This is a genomic window from Curtobacterium luteum (genome assembly GCF_014646995.1).
In the GTDB taxonomy this organism is placed as follows: domain Bacteria; phylum Actinomycetota; class Actinomycetes; order Actinomycetales; family Microbacteriaceae; genus Curtobacterium; species Curtobacterium luteum.
Genome location: NZ_BMOI01000003.1, coordinates 194478 through 219318, shown reverse-complemented (window position 1 = coordinate 219318; position 24841 = coordinate 194478). Strand labels below are relative to the sequence as shown.

Genomic DNA, 24841 nt, shown 5'->3' with positions numbered 1-24841 from the left:
AGGAGCCCCGATGGCGTCCCCCACCCGACGGGCACCGCTGAGCGAGCGCGCTGCCCTGTGGAACCTCACCCTGATCTGGGTCCTCACCGTCGTCGGACTGCTCGCGGCGATCGGGTGCGCCGGCTACGTCTTCAACGAGAACCTCGTCGCGTACAACACGTGTGCTGCCCGCTCGGCGAGCTGCAGTGATGCCGGCTGGTTCACCAGCATGGGCGTCACGCTCGTCGGGGGTTTCGGAGCGGTCCTCACCGGGGGTGCGGCCGGCGTGCGCGTCCACCACCGCTCCAGCGGCGTCTGGTGGCCGCTCGCAGGACTGGGTGTGGTCCTGCTCTCGACGGCTGTCGCCGTCGTGCTCCTCAAGGCCCTGACCGGGACGTAGGTCGTCGGGCAGCGGCGAGCGTCCCTCGCGACCCACCACCGGACGGGAGGCACGGCACCAGCCCGCCCGGTGCCTCCAGTCTGACCCGTGCCCGGCCGGGCACCCGACCAGCGCGACGGTACACACGCACCAGCCGACGAGCCTGAGTGCCGTCCAGGAGCCGCAGGCACGATGAACTTCCACGACCAGCGGTGGTGCACCGGAGCACCGGCCGCCGAAGCACAAGGAGGACCCATGTCGGACACCAGCAACGCGCAGGACGACAGCTCCCTCGACGTCCCCACGAACGACGAGGACGGCGCGCCCAAGCCCGGCGGCCTCGGCGACGACTCGACCATCCCGAACCACCCGGAGGGCGTCGCCGCCGGCTTCTCGGAGACCGACTCGCACTTCAACCACGAAGAGGACCCGGAGCACGACTGACCCGACGGCTGTCCGACGCCATCCGGACTGCGCACCCTGCCGGATCGTCGTGACGGACCCCGGGAGCGAGGCCTAGCCTCACCCTGTGTCGACCGTGACGAAGCGCCTCGTCGGTGCTGCTGCATCGGTGTTCCTCGTCTGCGGGATCGCGGCGTGCACCGGCGGCGCGACGGTCGAGGGCGACCCGACCACGGGGAACCCGTCGGCCGGGTTGCACACGGCGCGCCTGTCGGTCGCGAACGGCGCCGAGGCGGGCAAGGCCGCCGGACGGTCCCTCCGTGTCCCGACGGGCTGGCGCGCGGAGGTCTGGGCCGATGCTCCCGGCGCACGCATGGCGGCCTGGTTGCCCGACGGCAGCATGCTCCTGACGACGGGTGACCGGGGGACGCTCCTCCGCCTCGAGCCCCGAGCGGACGGCCGCGCCCCGGCGGTCGAGGAGCTCGCGACCGGGCTCGACGACCCCCAGGGCATCGCCGTGACCGAGCAGGACGGTGCGACCGTCGTCGTCCTCGGCGAGGGCCCCCGCATCGACACCTGGCACTACCGGGACGGCAGGCTCTCCGACCGTTCGGTGCTCGTGGACGACCTGCCGACGGGTGGGCACGGCGGGAAGTTCGTCGCCGTGCACGACGGCTTGGTCGCGTACGACATCGGCTCCGCGTCGAACAGCGACGGCTCGGACCGACGCGACCACCCGGACCGCGCGGTCATCCGGCAGGTCCGGCTCGACGGCAGCGACGACACCCTGCTCGCGACGGGCGTCCGCAACGGGGAAGGGCTCGGCTACGCCCCGGACGGGACCCTGTTCGCGGCGGTGAACCAGGCGGACAACCAGCCGTACCCGTTCCGGGACGACACCGGGCAGTACGGGAAGCGCGTGCAGTCCTACGTGGACGAGCACCCGAACGACCAGGTCACCCGGATCACGCGCGGCACCGAGCTCGGGTGGCCGTTCTGTCAGCCGGACTCGCGAGGGAAGCCGGACCTGCTCGACCTCGGGTACGTCGACGATCCGACGAACAACCCGGACGGGACGGCCCTCGACTGCTCGACGGTGTCCCGCACGATGGTCGGCCTGCCGGCGCACAGTGCCCCGATCGGTTTCGTGTTCACGCACGGGAGCGCGCTGCCCGCCGCGTTCGACGAGGGCGCCCTCATCACGACGCACGGCTCGTGGAACCGCGAGCCGCCGCGTCCGCCGTCGGTGTCGTACAGCGCGTGGGACGCCGACGCCCGGACCCTCGGGCAGCCGCGGACGATCGTCGAGGGGTTCCAGGACGCGGACGGCTCGCGCTGGGGGCGTTCGGTGGACGCGGTCCCCGGCCCGGACGGCTCGCTGTACGTGACGGACGACACGGCGGGGCTCGTCTACCGGCTCACGCCGCCCGCGTGAAGCGGACGCCCCACCATCGCGATGCGGACGTCCCGGTGGGCGGCGCGCGCGGAGCGCGCCGGCGGTGATGTGCGGCGCAGGTCGGACGCGCTGACGGGTGTCGCGGTGACCGGCGGCGGCCGGGAGTCGCGGGGCGGCGCCGCAACGCGCCTCCAGGCCGGTGCTCGGTCGCGGCCGCGCCGCGCTCGCGATGTCCCGGTTCCGGACGGGCGCCGTCGGTCGGGGTCATCATCGGGGGATGGACTGTCGAAGGCATCGCAGCACGGCGCCGCTCGGGATCATGCTCTCGGTCGTCGCCGACGCAGCCGACCGCGATCGACGGGTCGTCCGGGACCGGCTCGACCGGACGTCCGGTCGGGTGCGGGGCGCATCGCCCGCGGAGGATCGGGACGTCCATGACCGATGACCTCGCGACGACCACCGCCGCCCTCGTGGTCCGGCCCCTCGACGCCGCCACGTGGGACGCCTTCGCGGAGCTGTGTGCGTCGAGCGACGGCTACCCGAGCGGCTGCTGGTGCATCGGCTTCCACGATGAGGGCACCACGCGGGACGCTGCCTGCAACCGGGAACGGAAGCGGGACCGGGTGCTCGCCGGCACGACCCACGCAGCGCTCGTCCTCGTGGGCGACCGGTGCGTGGGCTGGTGCCAGTTCGGCCCCGTGTCCGAGGTCGTCCGCATCAAGAACCGCCGCCAGTACGAGTCCTCCCAGGACGGACCGCTGCCGGACTGGCGCATCGGCTGCAACTACGTCCGCGCCGGACACCGTCGTCAGGGCGTCGCGACGGCCGCACTCCACGGAGCCCTGCGGATGATCGCCGAGGCAGGGGGTGGACGGGTCGAGGGGTACCCCGAGCCGGCCGGTGCCGTGCCCGCAGGCTTCCTCTTCCACGGCGTGCTCTCGACGTTCGAGCGTGCCGGCTTCGTCCGCGACCGACCGATCGGCAAGCACCGGTGGGTCGTCACGAAGACGGTCGAGCCCACAGGTCCTCCCACGGGCTAGGGGCGCGTGTCGCTCAGGGGCGCTCGTCGACGAGGGCGACGAACCGGCTCCCGATCCCCTCGACCTCGTGCCGGGTGAACCCCGCGGGCGGCTCGGGTGCCTGGTAGGTCGCGTGGTAGTCGCACATCAGGTGGTCCCAGTCGGGCCACCACTTCTTCGGTCGGGCCTCCTCCGAGTACCCGCAGACGACGCACTCGAGCCGCTGCCAGACCTTCTTCGTGCCCGTGCGGTTCGCGCGCGACTGCACGAGCCAGGCCGGCGGGTCCTGCTCGATCGCGTCGAGCTCGGCCTCGCTGAGCCGCGCCGGCAGCCCGTGACGGGTCGCCATCTCGAGCGGGATGTCGAGCCGGACGGCGGCCTCACGTCGGGAGAGCATCGGTCCAGGATAGGCCGGGCGGGCCGTGCGACCGCGCCACTGCCCGGCACCCGCCGAGCACCCGCACGACCGCGTCGCCGCCCGGCACCCGCCGAGCTCCAGCCCGCGCCGCGCCGGGGTCGCCTGTCGGCGGACGACTGCGGATGCCGCACGTAGGGGAGCCGCCGCTCCCCGTGGCACGATGACGAGGTGCCCGGAGCTGAACACGATGCGCTGATCGCCGCCGCTGAGTCGGTACCGACCCCGACGTGGAGCGACCGGGCCCTGCTCGCTTGCCTCCGGAAGCTGCGCGACGGCGGTCCCACCGAGTGGCGGTCGATCACGGTCCACGACGGGTGGCCGCTGCGGGACACCGACGGCTTCTGCGTCGTCTACTCCTGGCCCGGACTCGGCCCCGTCGGACTCCGGGCTGCCCTCGAGGGGAGCCGCGACGCCCCGCTCTGGGCGGACGGCGTGTACTCGGAGCCCTTCGCCGGCGGCGAGCCCACGCCGGAACAGTTCGGGTGGGAGATCGCCGACTTCGGCGTGGCAGAACCACTCGGCACGAGGGCCGGCCGGCTCGTCCACGACGATGCCGGCATCGGCTGGTGGGGCGTCGCACCGCTGCCCGTCTGAGCGTTCGTCGCAGCGCACACAGACTGCGGCCACCGCCCGATCAGGTGATGACGACCTGCGCGTTGACCAGGATCTCGTGGAGGTCGTCGCGCAGCACGTCGCGGGACGGCACGACGATCTCCACCGTCAGCGCCACACCCGGGCGGGCGAAGGCACGGGCCACGGTCGCGGTCCACTCCCCGTCGGCCTGCCCGGCGATCGACAGGAACTGCGCGGTACCCCCACCGGCGGTGGGCAGGAGCTGTTCCTCGAGACCCTCGACCGGTGCGCCGGCCGCACGGAACAGCTGCTCGGTCGCGGCGCGGTCGTCCATCGTCGGGTCGAGGCCGGTGACCCGCTGCTGCGTGACCGTCGCCACGGCGCCGTCCGAGCGGGTGTACTCGGTCGAGCCGGCGCTCGGGTCGGAGCGGGTCAGCTCCCAGTTCTGCAGGGAGGACACCGAGACGCCGAACGCGGGCAGGCGGGTGGGCGAGAGCTGCGCGCCGTCCTCGAAGGTGAGGTCCTCGGGCTGCGCTCCGGCCGCGGTGCCGCCCACTCCGTCGGACGCGTCCGCCTCCGCCGTCGGAGTGGGCGTCGGCGTCGGCTCCGGTGCAGCCGTGCGCGACGCAGCCGTCGCGTCACGCGGGCCGGTGTCTGCGGTGCTGCACCCGGTCAGCGCGAGTGCGCCGACGACGAGCACCGCGCCGATGGTGGTCGTCCTGGACATGGTCATGGTGTGTTCCCCCTGGTCCCCGCCGTGCGCCCCTCGCTCGGGCGGGTCGTCCACGAGCATACGGTCCGCCTCCTCCGAAGGATGCACGTCCCGGAGGAGCGTCCTCCCGCCGGTCGTCCCGCGCTCGCCGCGTTCCTAGCGTCGAGGACATGACGAACCACCTCCACACCGGCGCGGACCAGCCGGGCATCCGGGGCATGATCGCCCGCAACCCCCTCCGCGCGTTCTTCGTGCTCGCCCTCGGCCTCAGCTGGGCCGCGTGGGTGCCGTACATCCTGTCGCCGCACGGCCTCGGCCTCTGGGACCTGCACTTCCCCGAGCTCCTCGGCACCGCGCAGTTCACGGGCGTGCTGCCCGGGGCGCTGCTCGGACCGCTCGGCAGCGCCTTCCTCGTCACCGCGGTCACCGACGGCCGCCCGGGTCTCCGGCGCTGGGTCGGCCGACTGTGGCGGTGGCGTGTCTCGTGGCGCTGGTACGCCCTGGCGCTCGTCGGGGTGCCGGCGGTCATCGTGGTCTCCGGCCTGCCGCTGTCCGGCGGGCAGGTCCAGGCACCGAGCGCCGCAGCGCTGCTCATGCTCGTCCCGGGGCTGGTCGTGCAGGTGTTCACCACGGGGCTGTCCGAGGAGCCCGGCTGGCGGGACTTCGCGCTCCCCCGACTCCAGGACCGCTTCGGCCCGCTCGGTGCCGCCGGGATCCTCGGCCCGCTGTGGGCGCTGTGGCACGTGCCGCTCTACCTCAGCGACTGGGGTGGTTGGCCGGACGCCCACTGGACCGAGCCGCTCGTCTTCGCCGCCTTCACGATCACGTTCAACGTGGTGATGGTGTGGGCGTTCAACCGCACCGGCGAGAGCCTCCCGCTGGTCCTGCTCCTGCACGTCGGCGTGAACAACACCATCTCGACGCTCTGGGCGGACATGTACCCGGGCATGACGGCGGGCACGATGATGCTCGGGCTCACCGCGACCTCGACCGTGGCCGCTGCCGTGCTGCTCGTCGCCACCCGGGGCCGACTCGGGTACGCCAGCACGGGTGCGCCGACGCTGCCGGTGCCCACCGCCCCCGCCCTCGTAGGATCGAACGATGGCACGCGCTGACGCCCGCACCGACCTCGTCGTGGCCGCGGGGACGGCGATCGTCTCCGTCGGGCTCCTCAGCGGCCTGCCGAGTCTCGACGCCCTCGACCGTCTCGACGGGTCCGGCTCGTCCGTGGCGGTCGCCGCCGGGACCCCGTCGGTCGGCAGCGCCGCCTGGGTGACCCTGGTGATCTCGCTGCTCGTCGCGTCCGCACTGCTGCTCGTCGCACGCAGCGCGCCGCGGACGACCGTGCTCGGCACCGGGATCATCGCGGCCGCGGCGGCCTCCACGCCGAGCGGTGCCTACAGCCTCGTGCTGCTGCCCGTCGCCGTGGTGGTCGTCCTGCTCGGCTCCCGCGAGCCGCTCACCCGGAGTTGGCCGGCCATCGTCGGTACTGCGGTGCTGGTCGTGGCCGGGACCGCGGTCAACGACGCCGTCCTGTCCGGTGGCATGCGCTCGCAGCCGACCGAGCTCCTCGCCGCCTCCGTCGGCGCTGGCATCCTGCAGGCGGTCGGCGCGGTCGGTCTCCCACTGCTCGTCGCGCTGCTCATCCGCTCCCGGCGCGACGTCCGCGCGGCCCGCACGGCCGAGGCGTCCGCGGTGGACCGGGAGCAGGACGCCCGCGTCGAGGCGGCGATCGGCCGGGAACGTGCCGCGATGGCCCGGGAGCTGCACGACATCGCCGCGCACCACCTCTCCGGGATCGCCCTGATGTCGGCGGCCATCGACCGGCAGATCGACACGGATCCGAGCAGGGCCCACGAGGGCGTGCGGCAGGTCCGGGAGCAGAGCACCGCGGTGCTGGAGGACCTCCGCCGCCTGGTGGGACTCCTCCGCGAGAACGGACCGGCGGAGCGCGCGGTCGAGACGATCGCGGGCATCGTCGACCTGGTCGAGCGGTCGCGTGTGCGGATGCCGGTCGAGCTCGAGGTCCTCGCGTCCGGCGATCGCCCCCTCGCGGACGGCGTCGGACCCCTCGCGCAGCTCGCCGCCTACCGTGCGGTGCAGGAATCGCTGGCGAACGCGGTGCTCCACGCCCCGGGCGCCCCGTGCACCGTCACCGTCGACGACCGCGCTGCGGAGCAGCTCGTGGTGCGTGTCGCGAACGGCGCGCCGACGCTGCCCGGCAGCGGCGGGGCCGCCGCCGGCGGCAACGGACTGCGTGGGATGCGTGAGCGGGCAGACCTGGTCGGGGCGCGCCTCCAGGCCGGTCCGCAGGACGGAGGCGGTTGGCTCGTGGAGCTGACGCTCGGCCGGGAGGCACCGCTCACGCCCGCCACGGAGGTGCGGCCGTGATCCGGGTCCTGGTGGCGGACGACCAGCCGCTCGTCCGTGCCGGCGTGACGGCCCTGCTCGACGCGGAGCCCGACCTCGAGGTGGTCGCGGTCGCCGCTGACGGCGGCGAAGCACTCGAGGCCGCCCGACGGACCCGTCCGGACGTCGCGTGCCTCGACGTCCGGATGCCGGTCCGGAACGGCATCGAGGTCGCCCGCGAGCTCTGCGCACCGGGGGCCGATCCGGAGATGCCGGTGCTCATGCTGACGACGTTCGACCTCGACGACTACGTGTTCGGCGCCCTCGAGGCGGGTGCGTCCGGGTTCCTCCTCAAGGACGCCGACCCCGACACCATCACCGGGGCGGTCCGGCAGGTGGCGGCGGGGAACGGCACCCTCGACCAGGCCCTCACCCGTCGGGTACTGCGGGAGTTCGTGTCCCGCCGGAGCCTCCAGCCCGTGACGGGCGCCCGCGCCGACGGGCTGCTCACCGCCCGCGAGCGTGACGTGCTGCTGCTCCTCGCCCAGGGGATGTCGAACGAGGACATCGCTGCCGCGCTCGTCGTGGAGGTGTCGACGGTGAAGTCGCACCTCGCACGGATGCTGCCGAAGCTCGGGGTGCGGTCGCGGCTGCAGGCGGTGGTCTGGGCGTACCAGAACCGCGTGGTCGCGGTGCCGGGTGCGGAGGACGGCCGTCCCGCCTAGCATTGGCGCGACCAGGACGGCGGAGGACAGGGCCTCGGCCGGGGGAGGCACGACCATGCCCGTTCGAACCATGCCGTGGACGTCCGCGGCCACCGCGGCCGCCGCACTCGCCGCCGCGCTCGTCGGGGCCGGGGTGGTGTCCGCGTCGCCGGCCGTCGCAGCCACGTCGCCGACGGCAGGCGCGTCGTGTCCGTCGGGCACGCTCAGCCTCCGCACGCTCGAGTCCGGGTGCACCACGTCGACCGGCACCGTCCGGCTCGCCGACGGCCGCACGTTCGCCGTCCCCGCACGCGGTGAGTCCGTCGCAGCACTGAGCGTCGCGGCCGCGGGTGCCGAGGAGCTGCCCGAGGTCGTCGTGACGAACACCGGGAACTCCGGCGTCGCGGTCCGGGTCGGCGAGGCGTGGCAGGGCTCGCCGTCGGCCGTCCGGCAGGCGGAACGCTCGACCCTCGGGACCGCGGACACCGCGCACACCGCGGACACCGGCGCGGCGACGGTGCGTCCGAGCGCGGCCTCGACGAAGTGCACGAGCAAGGCCAACACGCAGAACGACTACCGGTGGTCGAGCACCGTGCAGTGGTACTACAACCCGAGCGGGACGCGCACGACCTACGGCGACGACGCACTCCGGTCCGCCGCGGACGCCTGGACCGGGACCATCACGTCGTGCGGCACCACCGTGACGTCCTCGGCGCGGGAGAGCTTCGTCCGCGAGGCCACGCAGGCGCCCGACTTGACGAAGGACGGCGGGTGCGCGACGAACAACGGGTACAGCGTCATGGGCTGGGGTGCGCTCCCGGCCGGCACGCTCGGCGTGACGTGCGTCTGGTACGACCAGAACGGTGTCGCACGCGAGGCCGACCAGCGGTACGCGACGCGGTACTCGTGGTCGTCCACCGCCACGTGCTCGGGCAGCCGGTACGACATGCAGGCCGTCGCGACGCACGAGTGGGGCCACCTGTACGGCCTCGGCCACGTGGCGAGCGGCACCGGCCAGGTGATGGAGCCGTCCGGCGGCACCTGCGCGACCGGATCGCGGACGCTCGGGCTCGGCGACATGACGGGCATCGCGGCGAAGTACTGAGCGGTCGGGCGCGGCCGCGCTCCCCGGCCCTCCGGCTCGGCCGCCCAGACCCGCCCTGGTTCGCTGGACGCATGGCAGCGCTCCCGACCGTCACGGTCGTCGTCCCCGTGCTCGACGACGCCGAGCAGCTGCGCACGTGCCTCGCCGCGATCGCGCGGCAGACCCGGTCGGCGGAGGAGGTGGTCGTGGTCGACAACGGGAGCTCCGACGACAGTGTCCGCGTCGCGCTCGACGCCCGAGCCCGGGTCGTGCGCGAGGCGTTCCCGGGCATCGCGGCCGCCGCGAGCACGGGCTACGACGCGGCGACCGGGGACGTGATCGCCCGGATCGACTCGGACACGGTCGTGCCCGAGGACTGGCTCGGACGCGCACTCCCCTGGTTCGCCGACCCGCTCGTGACGGCCGTGGCCGGCCCCGGGGCGTTCCGGGGGCTCGGTCCCGTCGCCTCGGCGTTCTGGCGGACCGCCTACATGCGCGCGTACTTCGTGCTCATGGCCGGAGCGCTCGGACGACCGCCGCTGTTCGGCTCGAACGCGCTGTTCCGACGGACCGCCTGGCTCGCCGTCCGGCACCGCGTGCACCGCCACGACCCGTTGGTCCACGACGACGTCGACCTCTCGCTGCAGTTCGACCCGCGCTGGCGGACCGTGCTCGACCGGGCGCTCGTCGTCTCGGTGTCGGGCGACCCGGTCCGGGACCGGAGCGGGATGCTCCGGCGGGTCCAGAGGGCTGTGCACACCTTCGCGGTGTCGTGGCGCCGTGCCGTGCCGCCCGCCCGGCTGCTGCGGCGGTTCCGGCACGAGACCCGCCCGGTGCCGACGGGTGGGACGCCCACCGGGGCGGCGGTGACCGCTCCGGTCCGCGCTGACGGTCCCGCCCCGGCAGAGGCGTCCGTGGCCGGACCTACGATCGTGGGATGACCCCTCGCCGCACGGTCGCGACCGTGGCCACCGCGTTTCGACCGGGAGGCCCGTGGAGGGGCCGCACCGTGCCTCCCGTCCGGCGTCTGGTCACCCCGTGAACCGCACCGACCGGCTCTACGCACTGGTCGAAGCGCTCCGAGCGGTCGCGCCGCGACCGCTCAGCGCCCGACGCCTCGCCGAGCGGTTCGAGGTGAGCGTGCGCACGATCGAACGCGACCTCTCGGCGTTGCAGCAGGCCGGGGTGCCGATCTGGGCCGAGCCGGGGCGGACGGGCGGGTACTGCCTGGACCGGGAGCACACCCTGGCGCCGCTCGGTCTGACCGCGGACGAGGCGCTCGCGGTCACGGTCGGACTCGGCGCGCTCGCGAACGGACCCTTCCGCGACGCCGCTGCGCGTGCCCTCGGCAAGGTGCACGCGGCGACCCGGGACGAGCGGCTGGCGGAGTCGCTCGCCGTCGCTCGTCGGATCGCGTTCCTCGAACCCGACGACGAGGATGCTCCCGCAGACGTCGTGGCCGCTGCGCTGCGCGACGGGCAGGTCCTCCGACTCCGCTACCGCGACCGCGACGGCGAGCCGAGCGACCGCGAGGTCGAGCCCCTCGGGTACGTCGTCCGCGACGGCGTCTGGTACCTCGTCGCCTGGTGTCGTCTCCGCCGAGCGGTCCGGGCGTTCCGCACGGGACGGATCGTGACGCTCGAACCGACCGGCGAGCACGCACCGCTCCGGCCGTTCCGCGCCGCGGACCTCGACATCCCGTACGGCACCACGCGGCACGTGGTCGAGGACTGACCGCCTCCGTCACCTCGGCGGGATCACCGACAGGACGGTGTCGCGGACGCGCTGCACACTGCCCGCATGGCATTCGCTTCGATCCGCATCATCACCGACGACCTCGACCGGCTCGTCACCTTCTACGAGCACGTGACCGGCACCTCGGCACACCGTCCGGCGCCGGTGTTCGCCGAGTTCCGCGGCGGGGAGCACGGCCCCACGCTCGCGATCGGCTCCACCGCCACCGTGGCGGTGCTCGGCGACCGGGCTCCGCGCCCGAGCAGCAACGACTCGGTGCTCGTCGAGTTCGAGGTGGCCGACGTGGACGCCGAGTTCGCGCGACTGCGTGACGTGCTCCACGACGTCGTCCTCGAGCCGACGACGATGCCGTGGGGGAACCGCTCGACGCTGTTCCGCGACCCCGACGGCACCGTCGTCAACCTGTTCAGCCGACCGACGGGCGGCTGGACAGCGGGCGGCTGACCGGCAGACCGCGACCGACTGGTGGGGGCCGGCCGGACGCGGTCCGGCCGGCTGTGGCTCACTCCGCCGCGGCCCGGAGGAACGCGGCGATCTCCGTGGAGCCGCCGTTGAACCGCACCGTGTGACCAGCGGTCCCGGGGTCCTCGACGACGTCCGCGACCACGTGCGCGACGTCGCCGCGCGGCACCTCGGACGACGAGCCGTCCCAGTCGACGCGACCGGTCGGCTCGTCGTCGGTGAGGGTGCTCGGCGCGACCACGGTCCAGGCGAGCCCGGAGTCGCGGAGCACGGCGTCCGCGACGTACTTCGACTGCGCGTACGCGAAGAAGTCGTCGTCCTGCGGCACGCCGTGGTCGAGGACCGAGCCGGACCACGACACCATGACGTAGCGGTCGACGCCGGCACGAGCCGCTGCCTGCACGGTCAGCACCGCGGCGTCCCGGTCGATGGCCCACGTCCGGTCCACGGACCCGCCACCGGCGCCTGCCGACCACACCACGACGTCGTGCCCGCGGACGAGGTCGGTGAAGGACTCGAGGGTCTGCTCCTGGATGTCCGCGACGCGGGGCTCGCCCCCGTGTGCCCGGACGTCGTCCGACTGGTCGGGGTCCCGGATGACGGACGTGACGGTGTGGCCGCGGTCGCTGAGGATCTTCGTCGCGAGGAGCGCGACCTTCCCGTGACCGCCGAAGAGGATGACGTTGCTCATCGGTCGCACGGTACCCGGAGCCGATCCGAGCGACTCAGCCGCGCTCCACGGTGGCCTTGAGCTGCCGGAGGCCCTTCTCGAAGTCCGGCCCGACGAGCTTCTCGAGCGGGAAGATCCGGGTCATGAAGGTCCGCGGGCTCTCCATCCGCCAGACGACGTCGGTGCCGGGGCCGGTGCCGGTGCCGCTCGGCGTGAGGTCGAACCGGATGACGTTGCTCGACCGGAACGGCTTCGTGAAGTCGAGCGCGATGCCCACGCCTGAGGGGTCGACCTCCGTGACCCGCATGGTCCCGGCACCGGCCTTCCGGTTCCCCGACCAGGCGTACGTCGCGCCGACCGAGCCCGGGTCGCCCGTGTACTCCCGGTGGAGGTCGGGATCCGCGCCCTCCCACGGCGACCACGACCGCCAGCGCGTGAGGTCCGCGAGGTGCGGCAGGACGGCGGCCGGCGGTGCCTCGACGTGCACACGACGTTCCACGGTGATCGTGCTCATGCGCCGATGGTAGGACCAGAACGGCTCCCAGCACAGGGTGCGTAGCGTCTCCGACGGACCACGGCGCGGTCAGCCAGGTGACGCGTCAGCCAGGTGAGGAGACACCGATGAGCACCGACCACGAACAGAACACCCTCGTCCGCACGCTCGCCCTCGGCGTCCTGAGCGGCGGCCGCAGCGCCACCCCCCTCGCGGTGCTCGCGCTGAACCACGACAACAAGGAGCTCTCCGGCGCGTGGCAGGACTGGAAGGTCTTCGCGACGCCGCTCGGCCGCGGACTGCTCGTCGCCGGTGCGGTCGGCGAGCTCATCGGCGACAAGCTCCCGTCGACGCCGAGCCGCATCGCGTTCCCGGCGATCCTCGGCCGCGTCGCCTCGGGCGCGCTCGCGGGGGCCGCGCTCGGTACGACCGGGCGTCGGAACCTCGTGGTCGAGGGCGCGATCCTCGGCGCGGTCGGCGCCGTGGTCGGCAGCGTCGTCGGCTGGGCCGCCCGCAAGGCCGTCGGCGGGGTCACGCACCTGCCCGACCCGGTGGTGGCGCTCGCCGAGGACGCCGCGGTGATCGCCGGCTCCGTGAAGGCCGTCACCGCCGACTGACGCGCGCCGCTCGCGGCGGCGCCGCGCCGACGCGCGCCGGGCCGACGACCCGAGTCTCGTGGTGAGCGACGCTCCTCGTGCCCGGGAACACGAGAGGTGTCGCTGTGCGCGAGTCTCGTGATCCCGCGGCAGTGAAACCGTCTCAGGCGGTTGCCGCCTCCGCAGCAGCGGGCGCTTCCGCGCGGCGCCGGTGTGCAGGCATGAACGACACCGCGACGAGCAGCACCAGCGCGATGACCGCGATCGACACGAACACGAGGTGCATCGCGGTCATCAGCCCGGGACCCTCCGGCGAGCCCGAGGCGCCGAGTCGCACGTGCGCGTTGACGACGGCACCGAACACCGCCACCCCGATCGCCGAACCCATGGACCGCGCGAACATGTTCGTGCCCGTCACCGCGCCACGCTCGTCGTGCGCTGCCGAGGACTGTGCCGCGATGAGGGTCGGGACGGCCGTGAGTCCCATGCCCGCGCCGACCACGAAGCAGAACACCGCGACCCACCACACGGACGACCCTGAGCCGAGGGTGATCGTCAGTGCAGCGCCGAGCATCACCAGCGTGGAGCCGATGAGCGCCGTCACCCGGAAGCCCCACCGCAGGTAGAACCGGCCGGCCTGCGAGGCGGAGATCGGCCAGCCGAGCGTGAGCGCCGCCAGCGCGAAGCCGGCGACCAGCGCGGAGGTGCCGAGGACGTCCTGCGCGTAGATCGGGACGTACGTCGACAGCCCCATGACGATCACGCCGATGACGAGCGACGCGACCGTCGAGGCAGCGACGACCCGGCGCCGGAGGAGGGCCAGCGAGAAGATCGGGTGCGCTGTCCGCAACTCGACGACGAGGAAGGCCGTGAGGAAGAGGGCCGCCGCGACGAAGATGCCGATCGAGGCACCCGAGCCCCAGGCCCACGTCGTCCCGCCCTCGAGGAGACCCAGCAGCAGCGCGGTCGTGCCGAGCGTCAGCAGTACCGCGCCCGGGAGGTCGATGCGTTGACGCGGCCCGTCAGCAGACCGCTGCTCGGTGTATGCCCGGACGAGCATGAACCCCGCGACCAGCGCCAACGGGATGTTGATCCAGAAGATCCAGCGCCACGCGCCGAGCTCGCTGAACACCCCACCGAGCGTCGGCCCGACCACCGAGGCGACGCCCCACACCGACGCGAGGTACCCCTGCGTCTTCGCTCGCTCCTCGAGTGTGTAGATGTCGCTCGTGATCGTCATCGAGATCGGCAGCACCGCCCCGGCACCGAGCCCCTGCACGACCCGGCCGGCGATGAGCACGGGCATCGACCACGCCGCACCGCAGAGCACCGACCCGAGCAGGAACAGGCCGATCCCGACGAGGAGCAGGCGCTTCCGGCCGAGCACGTCCGCGAGCCGTCCGTAGATCGGCACGGAGACCGCCTGCGCGAGGAGGTACACCGAGAACAGCCAGGGCAGCTGCTGGAAGTGGCCGAGGTCACGAGCGATGGACGTCGAGGCCGTGGCGATGATCGTCGAGTCGAGGGCGACCAGCGCGGTCGCGAGCATGAGGGAGAGCAGGATCGGCCCGCGCTCGGAGCGCAGGCCCACACCACCGGATCGTGCAGCCATGCGGGCAGCAAGTCCGTTCCGCGACGGAACATTCCACGGCCGCCGCCGTCGGCCTAGCCTGGCCGGCATGCGCATCGTCGTCATCGGGGCCACCGGCCACATCGGCACGTTCCTCGTCCCCCGCCTCGTCCGGGCCGGCCACGACGTCGTGGTCATCAGCCGGGGCACCCGTTCCGCCTACGCCGACGCTCCGGAATGGGCCCGGGTGGAGCGGATCACGGCCGACCGCGAGCAGGAGGACCGTGACGGCACGTTCGGCGCGCGCATCGCCGGGCTGCGGCCGGACGCCGTCATCGACCTCGTCTGCTTCACGATCGACTCCGCTCGCGCGCTGCTCGACGCACTCCGCGGGTCGGACACGCACCTCGTTCACTGCGGGTCGATCTGGCGGGCCGGGGTGTCCCACGTCCTCCCGATCACCGAGGAGGTCGCGACCCCGCCGTTCGGTGAGTACGGCACGCAGAAGGACGCCATCGCGCGGCTGTACAAGGAGGAAACCGCCTCGGGCGGTGTCGCAACGACCTCCCTCCACCCCGGCCACATCAGCGGTCCCGGTTGGGTGCCCATCGGTCCGCTCGGCAACCTGGACACCACGGTCATCACGAAGCTCTCCGCGGGCGCGGCGATCGAGGTGCCGGGTCTGGGCGCCGAGTCGATGGCCCACGTGCACGCCGACGACGTCGCGCAGGCGTTCCAGCTCGCGGTCGAGCACCGCGCAGAGGCCGTGGGCGAGGACTTCTTCGTCACGGCCGACACGGCCCTCACCGTGCGCGGGTACGCGCACCTGGTCGCCTCGTGGTTCGGCCAGGAGGCCCGGCTCGAGTCCGTCACGTGGGACCGGTTCCGCGAGACCACGGCTGGCGAGGACGCGGACGCGAGCTGGGAGCACCTGTCGCGATCGCAGGTGTTCAGCACCGACAAGCCGCGGCGGCTGCTCGGGTACGCGCCGGCGTACACGGCGTCCGAGACGGTGCTCGACGCCGTGCGGTGGCTCGTGGACAACGGCGAGGTCGAGGTGGCGCGGCCGCTCGCTGGCTGACGGCTCGCGACCGTCGCCCTGCGAGACCCGGGCCGGCGGACAGTTCCGCGGCCTGCAGCGCGGACCGTGTCCGCCGGGCCGGGTCTCGGGACGCGGCACCGCGGGGCGATCGGACGTGCTCAGCGGCTCGCGAGCGGGACGGACACGATGCGGTCGTCGTCCGCCTGCGGGGTCCCCCGGCCATCCGTGTTGTTCGTGACGAACCAGAGCGCGCCGTCGGGCCCGGCGAGGACCGTCCGGATCCGACCGAAGTCACCGGCGAACCACGTCGTCGACCGCGACGGGTCGGCGGCCGGGACCGCCCGGACCGAGGCCCCCCGGAGGTTCGCGACGAACACGGTGTCCCCGATGACGGCGAGGCCGCTCGGGGAGGCATCGCTCGTCGCCCACTGCTGCACCGGGTCCACGAAGCCGGCGGCCGTCCCGCCGGTGCCTTCGACCTCCGGCCAGCCGTAGTTCGCGCCCTCCTCGACGACGTTGAGTTCGTCCCACGTGTTCTGCCCGAACTCCGCGGCGAACATCGTGCCGTCCTCCGCCCAGCCCCTGCCCTGCACGTTCCGGTGCCCGAGGCTCCACACGAGCGAGTCGGGGAACGGGTTGCCGGCCGGGACGCTCCCGTCCGCGGTCATCCGGAGGATCTTGCCCGCGAGCGAGTCCCGGTCCTGCGCGTCGGGTCCGTCGCCGGCGTCGCCGACGCTCGCGTAGAGCATGCCGTCCGGTCCGAACGCGATGCGCCCGCCGTTGTGGATGCCGCTCGACGGCAGTCCGTCGAGGATCGTCGTCGCCTCGCCCAGGCCGTACGACCCGACGCTGCCGGTGAGCTCGAAGCGCTGGATGCGGTTGCCGTCCGCGGCGGTCGAGTACACGTAGAGACCGCCGTCGTGGAGTGCGAGGCCGAGCAGGCCACCCTCGCCGGCGGGGGTGACTCCCGGGATGGTCCCCACCGTGCGGGTCGTGCCGTCCGCGGCCAGCTCGATCACCCGTGCCGAGTCGCGCTCGCTCACGAGGGCGGCGGCGCCGTCACCCGTCCGGACCACCGACCACGGCGCGTCCAGGCCGGTGACGACGTCGGAGGGCTCGCCGTCGGGTGCCAGCGACTCGACCTCCGCTGTGGCGGAGGGCGCCGGTCCCGCGGTCTCCGTCCGCGGCAGGGTCCGGACTCCTCCGTCGGTGCACGCCGCGAGGACGAGGGCGGTGACCGCGGCTGCGCCGAGTGCGGACGAGATGCGGCGGGTGGTCGTGTGCACGGCGTGCCTCCCCGGGGTTCGTGCCCTGATTGCACACGCTCCGGTCGGGAGGAGCCTGTACGGGCGCTCAGCGCGACCACCGGACCGACGGGAGGCACGGGGCGGCGCCGCCACGCGCCTCCCGTCCGAGAGGGGGTACGACAGTGCCCGCCACGGGCCCACTCCCGCTGGTTCAGTGGACGTCGGCGGGACCGGACGGTCCCGCGGTCGGGCCCCGTGCCCGGACACCGTCGTCCTGGAAGGACCACACCATGACCACCATCGCCATCGTCGGCGCCGGCAAGGGCCTCGGCATCGAGACCGCCGCCCGCTTCGCCCGCGAGGGGTTCTCCGTCGCGCTCGTCTCGCGCAACCAGGACCGGCTCGACTCCCTCGCCGCCGAGCTCCGCGAGCAGGGCCACACCGCAGCCGGATTCGCGGCGAACGTCCGCGACGGCGACTCGCTCCGTGCCGCGCTCGAGCGTGCCACCGAACAGCTCGGTCCGATCGAGGTCCTGCAGTACAGCCCGCTGCCCGCGAAGGAGTACATGCGCCCGGTGCTCGAGACGACCGCCGAGGACCTCGTCGGCCCGATCGAGTTCTCGGTGTACGGCTCGGTCAACGCCGTCCGGCAGGTCCTCCCGGGCATGCGGGCGCTGGGACGCGGCACGATCCTCTTCGTCAACGGTGCCAGCGCGGTCCGACCAGGCGCCCGGGTGACCGGCACGTCGGTCGCGTTCGCCGGGGAGAGCGCCTACGCGCAGCTCCTGCACGACGCCGTCAAGGAGGAGAACGTGCACGTCGCGCAGCTCATCATCCCGTTCGGGATCGACGACGGCCAGGAGGACCACTCGGGCGCCGCGATCGCCGAGCGTCTCTGGAGCCTGCACAGCGAGCGCGGGGAGTTCCGGACGTACGCGGAGGCGCTGCCCGAGTAGGTCTGGGCCGACCGTCCGGTCCGACGGTCGTTCAGCGGACGCGGGGGAAGCCGGCGGACAGCGTCTCGGCGTGCCGTTCGCGTGCCGCCAGCGCCGTCCGGGCCTCGTGCGCGAGCCGCGCGACGGTCCGCTCGGCGGTGCCCTCGGCGATGGTGGTCGGGAGCACGCGGGCCGCTCGTCGTTCGCTCCAGCGGAGCAGCGCGACGCCGGTGGCGTGGGCGGCGCGCTCGAGCGGGCCGGCCTGGGTCAGGTGGAGTGCGGCGTTCATCGTGATCCCTTGGTGTCGTCGTCGAGGACGGGGACGGCGGCGAAGCGGACGAACACACGACCGGTGTCGGCTTCGTCGGCGTCGGGGTCGCGTCGCCGTCGGAAGGCCGTCATGAGCTCGAGCGTCGCCTCGGTGAGCTCCTGCAGCTCGGCCGGGGTCAGGCGCATGACGATGGTGGACAGGGTCGCGGCGTCCCGCCAGGGTCCGAGGGACCGTTCGTCACGGGCGATGAACTCGCGGATCATCTGCTCGGCGTGGTCGTTCGAGCCCGAGGCCACGAGGCGTGCGGCGGCCAGGGCGGCCGGCGACTGCGGACCGTCCGAGCCGCCGCTGTACAGGGTCGCGGGGGTGCGACGCCACCAGCGCTCGCGACCGTTGCCGCGGCCCTCGACCTCCTCGATGAAGCCGTGCTTCTCGAGCTGCCGGAGGTGGTAGCTCGTCGAGCCGGACGATTCGCCGACGCGGTCCGCCAGGGTCGTGGCCGTGGCGGGGCCGTGCGTCGCGAGCTCGTTGAGGAGCTGCGCCCGGAGCGGGTGGGACAGCGCCTTCATCTCCGGGAGGTCGAGAACGCGGGAGTCGGATGCCATGCCCTGATCGTACGACCGCAAACGGAGCTTTGCAACATGTTCTTTGCAGAGCTTCCTCTGCGGTTGCCGCGGCTCAGCGGGCGGCGGCCTCGATCGCGTTCGCCATGGCCTTCGCCACGGTCAGGTTGGCCTCTGCCGACGGGTGGATGCCGTCCGGGGTGGTGCCCCGCTCGTACGCGCCGTCGGGCAGCCGGATCGCCGTGAACGGGTCGACGTAGGACCACCCGTGCTGCTGGGCGTCCGCGCGGAGGGCTCGACTGAGGACGCGCTGCCCCGTGCGACGGTCGGCGCCCCACAGACTGGTGGTGTGGTCGGACGGCGGACCGGCGACGACGAGCACGTGGTGGGCGTCGGCCTTGGTCACGAGTGCGTCCACGTTCGCGATGGTCCGGCGGGTGGGCACGGCCTGGTTGACGTCGTTTGTCCCGAGTTCGACGACGAGCACGTCCGCGTCCGGTACCGGGCTGATCTCGTGCAGTACCTGGTCCGAGCGGTAGCCGCTGTGGGCGTACCCACCGACCGCCCGCAGCTCCGGATCGCCCTCGAGGACGTGCAGCCACGAGTCCGGCCGCGCCGTGATCGAGTCACCGGCGTACGCGAACGTCACGGCGTCCGCGTCGTCGGTGGTGTCGAGGGCCCCGCGCACGAACTGGTCGGGTGTCCGACGCAGCGCCGCCTCCTGCCGGAGGGTGACGGACTCGTCGGCCGACGCGGTGTGCGCCGTCGCGACGACGACGGCTCCGGTGCCGACGAGGGCGGCGGAGGCGATGATGCTCATGAGGACCACGAGGTGGCTGGTGCGGGACACGACTCCAGGTATCCCGCGGATGGCTCTTCGGAACCAGACCCCAGACCTGGGGAACCGTCGTCGCTGCTGTGGCTTCTCCCACCCGTTCCCGGGCGCGCCCCAGCGTGGGGTGGGCCTTCCGGTCTGCGGAGTCCGGCCCCCGTCAGTGCGCACGGCGCAGGGCGAGGCGTCGGCTGCGGCCCGCGGTCAGCCACGTCCCGAACGTCACGACGACGGGCAGCCCGATCGCGAGGAGCGCCAAGACGGGCCAGTCGGCGACGAACGGCATGTGGCTCGTGCCGGCCGGACCCGCGTCGAAGCGCAGGGTGAGCGCCCGGATCGGCAGGAGCCCGAGCACGGTGCCGACGACCGCCCCGACGGTGGTCAGGATCGCAGCCTGCCACGCCGTGGTCCGCCGCCGCAGCCGTGGGGCGGCACCGATCGCGTCGAGCACCTCGTCGTCCCGTCGCCCGTCGGCCCGGGCCAGGCCGATCGCCACCGCGGTCGCGCCGATCGTCACGGCCGCCGCGAGTGCGAGCGCCAGTGCCCGGACCGGGGCACTCGCATCGACTGGGCCGGACTCGTAGAAGAAGGTCGGCGCCGAGGCCTGCGCGCGCGCCGAGCCGCCGTAGCTCTGCCACGCCGACGCGAGCTCGCCGAACTGCTCGGGTGAGACCTCGCCGTCGAGCCGGGTCACGAGGATGCCGTCCACGGCGGGTACCCGGTAGCGCTCGGCGGTCGCCTTCGTCATGAAGACCCCGATCTGGATCGGCGGGTCCTGCTCGTCGAGGACCGCGGGGATCGTGGTCGTCGCGTCCGGGTGCTCCGGGTCGGGCGAGGTCGCGTCCTCCCAGCTGCGGTGGTGGAACGTGTCGAGCCGGACCGCGCCGTCGTGGACGTACTCGGGCCAGAGTGACACGGCCCTGCCGTCGGCGAGTGCGTCGCGGACCTCGGCGGACGGCCGGTGTCCGCTGAGCACGGCGTAGTCGTCGACCGTGCCCGTGAGGACGTGTTGGCTGCCGCCGGGCTCGAGCCACGACCCGCAGAACTCGTCTCCGCAGCCGGTCGGGCGCTCCCAGAGGTGCAACTGGGTCAGGGTGCTCGGTTCCTCGGTCGGCTGCTCGTCGACGGTGCCGAGCACGCGGATGCGGTCGTGGTCGAACACTCGCGCGCTGACCTCGGCCGCCCGCGCCGTCACCGCCGCGTCGTAGCCCTGCGGGAACGACCGGCTGTCGAGCCGCTGGATGTCCGCGGTGGCCACCCCGACGGCGGACTTGTACTCGTAGTCGCGGACGTACTGAGCGTGCTGCGACGCGTTCGACGTGATCACCACGGAGGCGACGAACACGACGCTCATCACGCTCGCGAGCACCGGCACCGTGCGGACCGGGTTACGGCGGGCGTCACGGCCAGCCATCCGCGCCGCGAGCCCGAACCGGCTCGACACGCGGGCGACGAGGGCGAGCACCCACGGCGAGCAGATCGCGACGCCGAGTTGGACGAGGCACGGCCCGATCGCGACGCCGGCGCCGACGACCCACGCCCAGTGGTCCCGCTGCCCGCTCTGCTCCGGTCGGTCGTTCAGGACCAGGACACCGATGCCGCACGCGAGGGTCATGACGGCCCCGACGACGATGAGGAGTGGTCCCCACGCACGACGACGGCGGGTCGCCGCCCGGCTCGGCGTCTCCGGGCGGAGCGACCCGCGGAGACCGGCCAGCACGTTCACCCGGGTGGCGGCGCGGGCCGCGGTGAGGGAGGACAGGACTCCGGCGAGGACACCGGCGACGGCGATGCAGAGGAGCATCACCCCGGGGACGTGCAACCCGGGGAAGGCGTTCACGTTCCCGTCGTCGAGCAGGTGGAACGCGAGCGCGCCGATCCCGATGCCGAGCCCCGTCCCGAGGACCGCCCCGGCCGTCCCGAGCACGAGTCCGGATCCGGCGACGACCGACCGCACGACCCCGCGCTCCGCGCCGACGCTCGTCAAGATCGCGTACGAGCGGGCATCGGCGCGGGTACCGACGAGGAACGCCGCACCGGCGAGCAGGCCGACCTCGAACAGGGCGAACACCCCGACGAGTCCGAGTCCGGCGACGTACCACCCGAGGCTCTGCGGACCCGAGAAGCCGTCGACCCGCTCGTCCGGCGGATCGAGCACCACCGGACGCGACTGCACGACGATGCCGTGGTCGTTCAGCCGCTTGATCTCCGACCAGGTCGGGGCGACCGTCGGCAGGTACACCGTGACCGCACCCGCGTCGGATCGGCCGGTCGAGATCGGAGCGGCGTCCGCGGCGATGCTCCTCCACGGCAGGTAGACCGCCGACTCGTCTGGGTCCTGGCCGAGGTCCCGCATCGTCCCGGTGATCGTGAACCGCTTCGTCACCGGGTCGGTCACGTCGAGCGTGTCACCGATGTGGAGCCCGGTCTTCGCGAGCATCGCCGGCGTCATCATCGCCTGGTCGCGTGCCGTCGGAGCCGTGCCGTCGAGGACGTGCCAGCGTCCGTCGAGCACCGGGTCCCAGGTTTCGCCGAGGGTCGCGGTGGTGCCGATCGGGCCGTGCGCTCCGCGCAGCACGACGTCGGTGGTCGTCACCGGGATCGAGATCGCACCCTTCGGCACGTACTCCGTGACGTCGGCGTAGGGGGTGTCGTCGTCGGCGTTCGCCGCAGGGCTGTCCTCCTCGGTCTGGATGTTCGTCCAGTGCACGGGGTCCTGCCGCATGCCGCGGGCATCCGGCTGCTGTGTCGTCATCTGCGCCTGGGCGTGCCCGAGGTCGTACCGGAGCTGCTCGGCCGTCGTCGCCTGCGTCGAGGCGAACAGCACCGAGACCCCGGCGAAGCCCATGGTCGGAAGACCGATCAACGCGACGACGAGCGCCGCGCGTCCGGTCTTCGCGAACGCCATCCGTCGGCCCAGCCGGAGTGCCGGCCGGAGCCGGATCACGACCGCGTCCGGTCCGCGAGGGCCATCTCGACGCCGGAGTACACCGTCTCGTCGACGACCCGGCCGTCACGCAGGAACACGATGCGGTCCGCCCAGGCCGCGTGCCGGGCGTCGTGGGTGACGAGCAGCGCACCGGCCCCTGAGTCGACGTGCCGACGGAGCATGCGGAGCACCACCTCCCCGGTCTGGGAGTCGAGCGCACCGGTCGGTTCGTCCGCGAGCGCGAGCCGGCGCTCCCCGACCACACCGCGCGCGATCGCGACCCGCTGCTGCTGGCCTCCGGAGAGGTCGTCGGGGAACGCGTCGGAACGGTGCCCGAGCTCGACGTTGTCGAGGGCGAGCTGCGCCGCCCGGCGAGCCCGGCTCGACTTCCACCCGTCGAGCTCGAGCGGCAGCGCCACGTTCTCGATCGCCGTGAGGGACGGGATCAGGTTGAAGTCCTGGAACACGAAGCCGACCAGCCGCCGTCGGAGCGCCGCGAGGTCCTTCGCCGGGCGGTCCGCGACCCACTCGCCGTCGATGCGGACCTCGCCGCTCGTCGGCGGGAGCAGGGTCCCCGCGCAGGCGAGCAGCGTCGACTTGCCCGAGCCGGAGGTGCCCATGACGGCCACCATCTCGCCGCGGCGGATCGTCAGGTCGACACCGGCGAGGGCGGTCACGGCCCTCGAACCGCTGCCGTACTGGACGCTGACGGCGTCGAGCTCCAGCAGCGGAGCAGCGGCGGTCACCGGGCGCTCCGGACGATCTCGTCGGCGGACGTGGCCGCGGCCGTGCGGTGTTCATCCGGTCGGTACCGGGTGACGCTCGACTCCACGTGGTCCAACCACCGCACCTCGGCCTCGGCCTGGAACACCATCGACTCGAGCACGAGCGACCACGCGAGGTCCTCGGCCGGGTCCGCGGTCCGCTTCAGTCGTGTGAGGTCCTGGAGGTTCCGGACGGCCGCGCCGCGCTGCACCTGCACGAGCCGCTGGACGTCCACACCGGGCACCGTCACGGCGAGCGCGAACTTGATCGCGAGCTCGTCGCGGCCGCGCTTCGCGGGTACCGGCTCGCTGAACCACCGGGCCACCTCCTCGCGGCCCGCGTCCGTCGCCGTGTAGACGACGTGCCCGTCGTCGTCGGCGTCGCCGCGGGCCACGAGCCCGTCGCGCTCGAGCCGGTCGAGCGTCGTGTAGACCTGGCCGATGTTGAGCGGCCAGCTCCCACCCGTACGGTGCTCGAACTCCCCCCGGAGCTGGTACCCGTACCCGGGGCCTCCCACCAGCAGCGCGAGCACGCCCATCCGAACGCTCATGACATCCCCCTCGTCCCGGCCCGACACCCGGGCATACCGAGTATGCCCATACCCGGTATGCATCCGCAAGTGCCGTCCCGGCGCTGAGCCGACGCCCACGGGGCACCCCGGTGGCTGTCAGAAGGGCTGCCTACCCTCGAGCCGTGCCCCTCCGCTCCAGCCGACGGAACCCCGGCCGCTCCCTCGTCATCGCCGTCGTCGGGGCCGCGCTCGTCGCCGGGGTCGTCGTCCTCCTCGCCCCGAGCGTGCTCGACGTGCTCGGCAGCCCGGGCTCGGCGATCGGCTCGCTGCTGCCGTGGATGGGCGTGCTGCTCGTCCCGGTGGCCGGGCTGGCCATCGGCACCCGCTCGTGGCGACTCGCCGCGCTCTCGGTCGCGTACGCCGCGGCCTGGGCGGTCGCCGTGCTGCCGGGGGTCCTCGCGCCCGCCGCCACCGGCACACCGCAGCTCTCGGTCGTCACGCAGAACGTCGAGGCCACCAACGAGGACCCGACGGCGACGGCCCGGGCGATCGCCGACCGGCACCCGGACGTCATCGCGCTCGAGGAGCTCACCGCCGACTCCGGTGCCGAGGTGCAGACGGCGCTCGCCGCGGCGTACCCGCACCACTACCGGGTCGGGTCGGTCGGCGTGTGGAGCCGGTCGACGCTGAGCGACGGGGAGCCGCTCACGCTCGGCCTCGGGTGGGCGCGGTCGCTGCGCGTGACCGTCGCCACCGACGTCGGGGACGTGCGGCTGTACGTCGTGCACGTCGACTCACTGCGGCTGCGCACCGAGGACGCCCGCCCGACGATGCTCCGTGCCCTGGCGGGCGAGGTCCGGGACGACGACGCCGAACGGCTCGTCGTCGCCGGCGACTTCAACGGCGGCGCCGCCGATCCGCTCATGGCACCGATCCGCGCGGAGCTGTCGGAGGGCGGCGGGCTCGGCTTCACCTGGCCGGCACAGATGCCCGTCGCGCGGATCGACCACGTGTTCGTCCGCGGTCTCGCCACCGTCTCGACCGAGGTGCTGCCCGCGAACGGCAGCGACCACCGCGCGGTGCTCGCGCAGCTGCGCGCCGGCTGACGTCGCGACGGACGGGAGGCGCGGTGCCAGCCGGCACCGCGCCTCCCGTCCGGTCCTGGTCGCGTCAGCGACCCGTGCC

Annotated in this window: 28 protein-coding genes; 16 read left to right on the top strand and 12 right to left on the bottom strand. The window is 73.5% G+C overall.

Translation table 11 applies throughout. The features are described 5' to 3' along the window. The first annotated feature begins 10 nt into the window (after positions 1–10). From IEY20_RS05785 to IEY20_RS05770, 4 genes are all read left to right on the top strand, one after another. Positions 11–379, top strand: a complete 369-nt coding sequence (locus IEY20_RS05785; RefSeq protein WP_175328393.1) for a hypothetical protein — start codon at positions 11–13, stop codon at positions 377–379. A 234-nt stretch (positions 380–613) separates the two neighbouring features. Next, positions 614–802 (top strand): hypothetical protein, encoded by a 189-nt coding sequence (locus IEY20_RS05780; protein ID WP_175328392.1) that lies wholly within the window; start codon positions 614–616, stop codon positions 800–802. An 85-nt stretch (positions 803–887) separates the two neighbouring features. Beyond that, positions 888–2195: a PQQ-dependent sugar dehydrogenase gene (locus IEY20_RS05775; RefSeq protein WP_175328391.1), complete on the top strand. Its 1308-nt coding sequence runs from the start codon at positions 888–890 to the stop codon at positions 2193–2195. A 395-nt stretch (positions 2196–2590) separates the two neighbouring features. Continuing rightward, positions 2591–3196 carry a GNAT family N-acetyltransferase gene (locus IEY20_RS05770; RefSeq protein ID WP_175328390.1) on the top strand — a complete coding sequence of 202 codons (606 nt, stop codon included), beginning with the start codon at positions 2591–2593 and terminating at the stop codon, positions 3194–3196. Positions 3197–3209: 13 nt separating this feature from the next. Here IEY20_RS05770 and IEY20_RS05765 read toward each other — a convergent pair whose 3' ends face one another. Continuing rightward, complete coding sequence (locus IEY20_RS05765; RefSeq protein WP_175328389.1) at positions 3210–3572, bottom strand: hypothetical protein; 363 nt, start codon at positions 3570–3572, stop codon at positions 3210–3212. Positions 3573–3761: 189 nt separating this feature from the next. On the opposite strand from IEY20_RS05765, the gene IEY20_RS05760 reads away from it, so the two are divergent. Next, positions 3762–4187, top strand: coding sequence for a hypothetical protein (locus IEY20_RS05760; protein WP_175328388.1), 426 nt, complete (start codon positions 3762–3764; stop codon positions 4185–4187). Positions 4188–4227: 40 nt separating this feature from the next. Here the strand turns inward: IEY20_RS05760 and IEY20_RS05755 are convergent, their stop codons facing one another. After that, positions 4228–4899, bottom strand: coding sequence for a hypothetical protein (locus IEY20_RS05755; protein WP_175328387.1), 672 nt, complete (start codon positions 4897–4899; stop codon positions 4228–4230). 149 nt (positions 4900–5048) lie between these two features. Here IEY20_RS05755 and IEY20_RS05750 point away from each other — a divergent pair, with 149 nt between their 5' ends. The 7 genes from IEY20_RS05750 (at position 5049) to IEY20_RS05720 (ending at position 11214) form a co-directional block, all read left to right on the top strand. Continuing rightward, a complete protein-coding gene (locus tag IEY20_RS05750; RefSeq protein WP_175328386.1) occupies positions 5049–5993 on the top strand; it encodes a type II CAAX endopeptidase family protein in 945 nt (314 codons plus the stop codon). After that, positions 5980–7269 carry a sensor histidine kinase gene (locus IEY20_RS05745; RefSeq protein WP_175328385.1) on the top strand — a complete coding sequence of 430 codons (1290 nt, stop codon included), beginning with the start codon at positions 5980–5982 and terminating at the stop codon, positions 7267–7269. The genes IEY20_RS05750 and IEY20_RS05745 overlap by 14 nt, the downstream gene beginning before the upstream one ends. Continuing rightward, positions 7266–7952, top strand: coding sequence for a response regulator (locus IEY20_RS05740; RefSeq protein WP_175328384.1), 687 nt, complete (start codon positions 7266–7268; stop codon positions 7950–7952). Before IEY20_RS05745 ends, IEY20_RS05740 begins: the two co-directional genes overlap by 4 nt. A gap of 55 nt (positions 7953–8007) precedes the next feature. Next, positions 8008–9036 carry a matrixin family metalloprotease gene (locus IEY20_RS05735; RefSeq protein WP_175328383.1) on the top strand — a complete coding sequence of 343 codons (1029 nt, stop codon included), beginning with the start codon at positions 8008–8010 and terminating at the stop codon, positions 9034–9036. A 71-nt stretch (positions 9037–9107) separates the two neighbouring features. Continuing rightward, entirely contained in the window at positions 9108–9956 is an 849-nt protein-coding gene (locus IEY20_RS05730; RefSeq protein WP_175328382.1) for a glycosyltransferase family 2 protein, read from the top strand. Positions 9957–10053: 97 nt separating this feature from the next. Then, positions 10054–10749 (top strand): helix-turn-helix transcriptional regulator, encoded by a 696-nt coding sequence (locus IEY20_RS05725; protein WP_022903824.1) that lies wholly within the window; start codon positions 10054–10056, stop codon positions 10747–10749. Positions 10750–10815: 66 nt separating this feature from the next. Further along, on the top strand, positions 10816–11214 hold the full coding sequence (locus tag IEY20_RS05720; RefSeq protein ID WP_022903823.1) for a VOC family protein: 399 nt from the start codon (positions 10816–10818) through the stop codon (positions 11212–11214). Between the two features lie 58 nt (positions 11215–11272). Here the strand turns inward: IEY20_RS05720 and IEY20_RS05715 are convergent, their stop codons facing one another. Together IEY20_RS05715 and IEY20_RS05710 are read right to left on the bottom strand one after the other, a co-directional pair. Beyond that, on the bottom strand, positions 11273–11923 hold the full coding sequence (locus IEY20_RS05715) for an NAD(P)H-binding protein (RefSeq protein ID WP_022903822.1): 651 nt from the start codon (positions 11921–11923) through the stop codon (positions 11273–11275). A 34-nt stretch (positions 11924–11957) separates the two neighbouring features. Continuing rightward, positions 11958–12416, bottom strand: coding sequence for an SRPBCC family protein (locus tag IEY20_RS05710; protein ID WP_175328381.1), 459 nt, complete (start codon positions 12414–12416; stop codon positions 11958–11960). A 107-nt stretch (positions 12417–12523) separates the two neighbouring features. Here IEY20_RS05710 and IEY20_RS05705 point away from each other — a divergent pair, with 107 nt between their 5' ends. Beyond that, on the top strand, positions 12524–13012 hold the full coding sequence (locus IEY20_RS05705) for a DUF4126 family protein (protein WP_022903820.1): 489 nt from the start codon (positions 12524–12526) through the stop codon (positions 13010–13012). A 142-nt stretch (positions 13013–13154) separates the two neighbouring features. Here the strand turns inward: IEY20_RS05705 and IEY20_RS05700 are convergent, their stop codons facing one another. Beyond that, positions 13155–14603: an MDR family MFS transporter gene (locus tag IEY20_RS05700; protein ID WP_175328380.1), complete on the bottom strand. Its 1449-nt coding sequence runs from the start codon at positions 14601–14603 to the stop codon at positions 13155–13157. A 67-nt stretch (positions 14604–14670) separates the two neighbouring features. On the opposite strand from IEY20_RS05700, the gene IEY20_RS05695 reads away from it, so the two are divergent. Continuing rightward, positions 14671–15642 (top strand): NAD-dependent epimerase/dehydratase family protein, encoded by a 972-nt coding sequence (locus IEY20_RS05695; RefSeq protein WP_175328379.1) that lies wholly within the window; start codon positions 14671–14673, stop codon positions 15640–15642. 119 nt (positions 15643–15761) lie between these two features. Here IEY20_RS05695 and IEY20_RS05690 read toward each other — a convergent pair whose 3' ends face one another. Next, on the bottom strand, positions 15762–16889 hold the full coding sequence (locus IEY20_RS05690) for a PQQ-dependent sugar dehydrogenase (protein WP_175328378.1): 1128 nt from the start codon (positions 16887–16889) through the stop codon (positions 15762–15764). A gap of 251 nt (positions 16890–17140) precedes the next feature. Between IEY20_RS05690 and IEY20_RS05685 the strand changes: the two genes are divergently transcribed. After that, positions 17141–17806: an SDR family NAD(P)-dependent oxidoreductase gene (locus IEY20_RS05685; protein ID WP_175328377.1), complete on the top strand. Its 666-nt coding sequence runs from the start codon at positions 17141–17143 to the stop codon at positions 17804–17806. 31 nt (positions 17807–17837) lie between these two features. Here the strand turns inward: IEY20_RS05685 and IEY20_RS05680 are convergent, their stop codons facing one another. From IEY20_RS05680 to IEY20_RS05655, 6 genes are all read right to left on the bottom strand, one after another. Next, positions 17838–18074, bottom strand: a complete 237-nt coding sequence (locus IEY20_RS05680; RefSeq protein WP_175328376.1) for a hypothetical protein — start codon at positions 18072–18074, stop codon at positions 17838–17840. Next, positions 18071–18661: an ArsR/SmtB family transcription factor gene (locus IEY20_RS05675; RefSeq protein ID WP_175328375.1), complete on the bottom strand. Its 591-nt coding sequence runs from the start codon at positions 18659–18661 to the stop codon at positions 18071–18073. The genes IEY20_RS05680 and IEY20_RS05675 overlap by 4 nt, the downstream gene beginning before the upstream one ends. A gap of 73 nt (positions 18662–18734) precedes the next feature. After that, entirely contained in the window at positions 18735–19469 is a 735-nt protein-coding gene (locus IEY20_RS05670) for an SGNH/GDSL hydrolase family protein (RefSeq protein WP_175328374.1), read from the bottom strand. 142 nt (positions 19470–19611) lie between these two features. Next, positions 19612–22398 carry an ABC transporter permease gene (locus tag IEY20_RS05665; protein WP_175328373.1) on the bottom strand — a complete coding sequence of 929 codons (2787 nt, stop codon included), beginning with the start codon at positions 22396–22398 and terminating at the stop codon, positions 19612–19614. Next, the gene (locus tag IEY20_RS05660) at positions 22395–23126 is read right to left on the bottom strand and encodes an ABC transporter ATP-binding protein (protein WP_175328372.1); all 732 of its coding nucleotides are present in this window, start codon (positions 23124–23126) and stop codon (positions 22395–22397) included. The genes IEY20_RS05665 and IEY20_RS05660 overlap by 4 nt, the downstream gene beginning before the upstream one ends. After that, entirely contained in the window at positions 23123–23695 is a 573-nt protein-coding gene (locus IEY20_RS05655; protein ID WP_022903812.1) for a PadR family transcriptional regulator, read from the bottom strand. Before IEY20_RS05655 ends, IEY20_RS05660 begins: the two co-directional genes overlap by 4 nt. 143 nt (positions 23696–23838) lie before the next feature. Between IEY20_RS05655 and IEY20_RS05650 the strand changes: the two genes are divergently transcribed. Continuing rightward, positions 23839–24762, top strand: coding sequence for an endonuclease/exonuclease/phosphatase family protein (locus IEY20_RS05650; RefSeq protein ID WP_175328371.1), 924 nt, complete (start codon positions 23839–23841; stop codon positions 24760–24762). Positions 24763–24841: the final 79 nt, after the last annotated feature.

What these genes read in the sequence shown, in the direction of transcription:
- IEY20_RS05785 (WP_175328393.1), top strand. Translation starts at nt 11, where the DNA reads ATGGCGTCCCCCACCCGACGGGCACCGCTGAGCGAGCGCGCTGCCCTG.
- IEY20_RS05780 (WP_175328392.1), top strand. Translation starts at nt 614, where the DNA reads ATGTCGGACACCAGCAACGCGCAGGACGACAGCTCCCTCGACGTCCCC.
- IEY20_RS05770 (WP_175328390.1), top strand. Translation starts at nt 2,591, where the DNA reads ATGACCGATGACCTCGCGACGACCACCGCCGCCCTCGTGGTCCGGCCC.
- IEY20_RS05765 (WP_175328389.1), bottom strand. Translation starts at nt 3,572, where the DNA reads ATGCTCTCCCGACGTGAGGCCGCCGTCCGGCTCGACATCCCGCTCGAG.
- IEY20_RS05755 (WP_175328387.1), bottom strand. Translation starts at nt 4,899, where the DNA reads ATGACCATGTCCAGGACGACCACCATCGGCGCGGTGCTCGTCGTCGGC.
- IEY20_RS05750 (WP_175328386.1), top strand. Translation starts at nt 5,049, where the DNA reads ATGACGAACCACCTCCACACCGGCGCGGACCAGCCGGGCATCCGGGGC.
- IEY20_RS05745 (WP_175328385.1), top strand. Translation starts at nt 5,980, where the DNA reads ATGGCACGCGCTGACGCCCGCACCGACCTCGTCGTGGCCGCGGGGACG.
- IEY20_RS05735 (WP_175328383.1), top strand. Translation starts at nt 8,008, where the DNA reads ATGCCCGTTCGAACCATGCCGTGGACGTCCGCGGCCACCGCGGCCGCC.
- IEY20_RS05730 (WP_175328382.1), top strand. Translation starts at nt 9,108, where the DNA reads ATGGCAGCGCTCCCGACCGTCACGGTCGTCGTCCCCGTGCTCGACGAC.
- IEY20_RS05720 (WP_022903823.1), top strand. Translation starts at nt 10,816, where the DNA reads ATGGCATTCGCTTCGATCCGCATCATCACCGACGACCTCGACCGGCTC.
- IEY20_RS05715 (WP_022903822.1), bottom strand. Translation starts at nt 11,923, where the DNA reads ATGAGCAACGTCATCCTCTTCGGCGGTCACGGGAAGGTCGCGCTCCTC.
- IEY20_RS05710 (WP_175328381.1), bottom strand. Translation starts at nt 12,416, where the DNA reads ATGAGCACGATCACCGTGGAACGTCGTGTGCACGTCGAGGCACCGCCG.
- IEY20_RS05705 (WP_022903820.1), top strand. Translation starts at nt 12,524, where the DNA reads ATGAGCACCGACCACGAACAGAACACCCTCGTCCGCACGCTCGCCCTC.
- IEY20_RS05700 (WP_175328380.1), bottom strand. Translation starts at nt 14,603, where the DNA reads ATGGCTGCACGATCCGGTGGTGTGGGCCTGCGCTCCGAGCGCGGGCCG.
- IEY20_RS05695 (WP_175328379.1), top strand. Translation starts at nt 14,671, where the DNA reads ATGCGCATCGTCGTCATCGGGGCCACCGGCCACATCGGCACGTTCCTC.
- IEY20_RS05685 (WP_175328377.1), top strand. Translation starts at nt 17,141, where the DNA reads ATGACCACCATCGCCATCGTCGGCGCCGGCAAGGGCCTCGGCATCGAG.
- IEY20_RS05680 (WP_175328376.1), bottom strand. Translation starts at nt 18,074, where the DNA reads ATGAACGCCGCACTCCACCTGACCCAGGCCGGCCCGCTCGAGCGCGCC.
- IEY20_RS05675 (WP_175328375.1), bottom strand. Translation starts at nt 18,661, where the DNA reads ATGGCATCCGACTCCCGCGTTCTCGACCTCCCGGAGATGAAGGCGCTG.
- IEY20_RS05655 (WP_022903812.1), bottom strand. Translation starts at nt 23,695, where the DNA reads ATGAGCGTTCGGATGGGCGTGCTCGCGCTGCTGGTGGGAGGCCCCGGG.